The sequence below is a fragment of the Candidatus Polarisedimenticolia bacterium genome, from assembly GCA_036001465.1.
Taxonomy (GTDB): domain Bacteria; phylum Acidobacteriota; class Polarisedimenticolia; order Gp22-AA2; family Gp22-AA2; genus Gp22-AA3.
Window position 1 is genome coordinate 1 of sequence record DASYUH010000019.1, and the last position, 2,735, is coordinate 2,735.

The following is a 2,735-nucleotide window of genomic DNA, read 5'->3' on the forward strand; positions in this document are numbered from 1 at the left end:
TGCCCCGTCCGTCCGGGCGATCGTGGACGGCTGGTTTACCGATCGCCTGGCCGACATGAATCAGCGGGAACCGGAAGTGGCCCGGTACCTCATCCAGAACAGCTTGTGGTGGCTCGGCACGACCGGAATCGACGGGATCCGGCAGGACACGCTGCAATACATGCCGCGACCCTTCATTCGCGAGCTCTGCCTGGCCATCCATCGCCAGTATCCCAGGTTGCGGATGGTCGGCGAAGTGTGGGACGCGGACCCGGCTTATCCCGCGTTCTTCATGGGCGGCCGTCCGGGCTGGGACGGGATCGACACGGACCTCGATGCGGTCTTCGATTTTCCGCTGTGGCAGACCTCGCGCGATGTCTTCACGCACAAGAAGCCGGTGAGCGCCCTGCGCAACACGCTGAAGCTGGACGGGCTCTATCCCGACGCGTCGCGGCTGGTGACGATGGTCGGAAACCACGATGTGGCCCGTTTCCTCTCCCTCGAGGGCGGCACCTTGACCGGCGCGATGCTGCACACGGCCTTCACCCTCGCCACACGGGGCACGCCCCAGCTCTATTACGGGGACGAGATCCTCATGACGGGGGCGACTCACGATTCGAACCGCGGTGATTTTCCCGGCGGCTTTCCGGGTGATGAACGGAATGCATTCGAAGCCGCCGGCCGTCCGGGCGATGCCGGGCGAATGTATCAGTGGACGAGAGACTGGCTGGCCTTGCGGCGCGAGCATGCCACGATGCGCCGCGGCGCGCTGATCGATCTGGCCTGGGACGACGAATCGTATTTGTTTGCCCGGCAGGACGCTGACGACGTGTTGCTGATCGCCATCAACCGGTCGGCGGCGGCCCGGGAGATTTCGGCGCCGGCGGACGGGATCAGGATGCCCGCGAAGGCGGATTTGCGTCCGCTCCTTGGCGGGGCGGGCACGGGTCGCGTGACCGGCGGGACCATCACGGTCACCGTCCCCCCCGAAACGGTGGTGCCTTTTGGAATCGTCGGGAAGGAGCCGCGATGAAGTCCCGGATGGGCGGCGAGGCCGATCCGGCGACGGATTTCCCGCCGGAGCTGGTCAAGCCCTGGCCATCTTCCGAACTGTAGACTGACAGCGCTTCCTTGGCCGGGAATACTGAGTCCCGATGAGGGCGGATCGTCAGGCCTCCAGGTTCGTCGATGGGTTACTCGTCGCGGCCGCCCTGCTTTCGGCCACCCGCCTCCACGCCGAGGCGCCGCCTCCGCGGCGAGGGCCGAACATCGTCTTCGTGATGACCGACGACCAGCGCCGGGACGCCGCGAGCCTTTACGGCAACACCATCCTCAAGACCCCGAACATGGATCGCATCGGCCGGGAGGGGGTGCGCTTCGACCGTGCCTTCGTCACGAATTCCCTGTGCGCGCCCAGCCGCGCTTCCTATCTCACGGGCCGCTATTCGCACGCCCACGGCGTCACCACGAACGCCAAGACGGATCTCGCGCTGCCGGAGTCCGGACGCCGGTTCGACGCCGTCACCTACCCCGGCCTGTTGCGCGCCGCCGGCTACCACACGGTCCTGGTCGGCAAGTGGCACCTTCCGTTCTGGCCCGCCGACTTCGACCGCTGGGTGATCCTTCCCGGCCAGGGCCAGTACAAGGATCCGGAGATGATCGCCAACGGCGTCCATCTGCGGATGCGCGGGCACGTGGAGGACGTGGTCGGGGACCAGGCGTTGCAGGCGCTCGAGCACCGGCCGCGGGACCGGCCCTTCTGCCTGCTCCTCCACTTCAAGGCGCCCCATCGGGCGTGGAAACCGGCCGAGCGCTTCGAAAAGGCGTTCGCCGACATCGATATCCCGGTGCCGCGCACCTTCGACGACTCGCCGGCCGGCCGCCCACAGGCGGTGAGCCAGGTGGCGCAGATGGGGATCGCGGACATGCCGGACTTCCGCGACCAGGTGCCGGCCTCGCTGCCGCCCGACGAGCGGAAGCGGCGCAACCACCAGATCCTGGTGAAGAACTACTACCGGGTCCTCCTGGGCGTCGACGAGAACCTCGGCCGGGTGCTGGACTACCTGGACAAGGAGGGCCTGGCCGAGGACACGGTCGTGATCTACACCTCCGACAACGGTTTCTTCCTCGGCGAGCACGGGCTCTTCGACAAGCGTCTCATGTACGAGGAGTCGATCGGCGTGCCGTTGATGGTCCGTTATCCCCGCCGCATCCCGCCGGGGACGGTGGTGTCGAAGATGGTACTCAACGTCGACGCCGCGCCGTCGATCCTCGAGCTGGCCGGTGTCCCCGCTCCGTCCGGGCTGCACGGGCGAAGCTGGGTCCCGCTGGTCGCCAACCCGCAGGCCCCCTGGCGGGAGGCATTTGCCTACGAGTACTTCGAGTTCCCGGGCGCCCACTGCGTGCGCAAGAACCGCGGCGTGAGGACCGACCGCTGGAAGCTGATCCAGTTCTTCGAGCAGCCGCAGGAGCTCGAGCTGTACGATCTCCAGGGCGATCCCGACGAGACGCGGAATCTCGCGGCTCGGCCGGAGCAGCAGGTGCGCGTCCGGGAGATGCAGGCCCTGCTCGCGCGGCTGCGCGCGGAGATCGGCGATATGGACCCACCGGGCCCCCCCGCGGTGGCGGCGCCGTGCACGGACGGGATCGGCGGGCGAGAACGCTGAGCCGGCCCTTCCTCCCTACTTGACCACGAAGCGCGGCTTCTCCTTCGCCATCTCGTCCTCCCAGGCCTTGAGCAGGCCGCGCAGCTCGGC

2 protein-coding genes are annotated in these 2,735 nt (G+C 67.9%); both read left to right on the forward strand.

Annotation, left to right across the window (positions count from 1 at the left end; genetic code table 11):
* On the forward strand, window positions 1–1,012 hold a 1,012-nt coding region (locus tag VGV60_04270), incomplete at its 5' end, for an alpha-amylase family glycosyl hydrolase (protein HEV8700471.1).
* A 121-nt stretch (window positions 1,013–1,133) separates the two neighbouring features.
* Entirely contained in the window at window positions 1,134–2,645 is a 1,512-nt protein-coding gene (locus tag VGV60_04275) for a sulfatase (GenBank protein ID HEV8700472.1), read from the forward strand.
* The last annotated feature ends 90 nt before the right edge of the window (window positions 2,646–2,735 follow it).

Bases quoted from the DNA above. Each gene is read 5' to 3' on its own strand.
- VGV60_04275 (HEV8700472.1), top strand. From the start codon at position 1,134: ATGAGGGCGGATCGTCAGGCCTCCAGGTTCGTCGATGGGTTACTCGTC.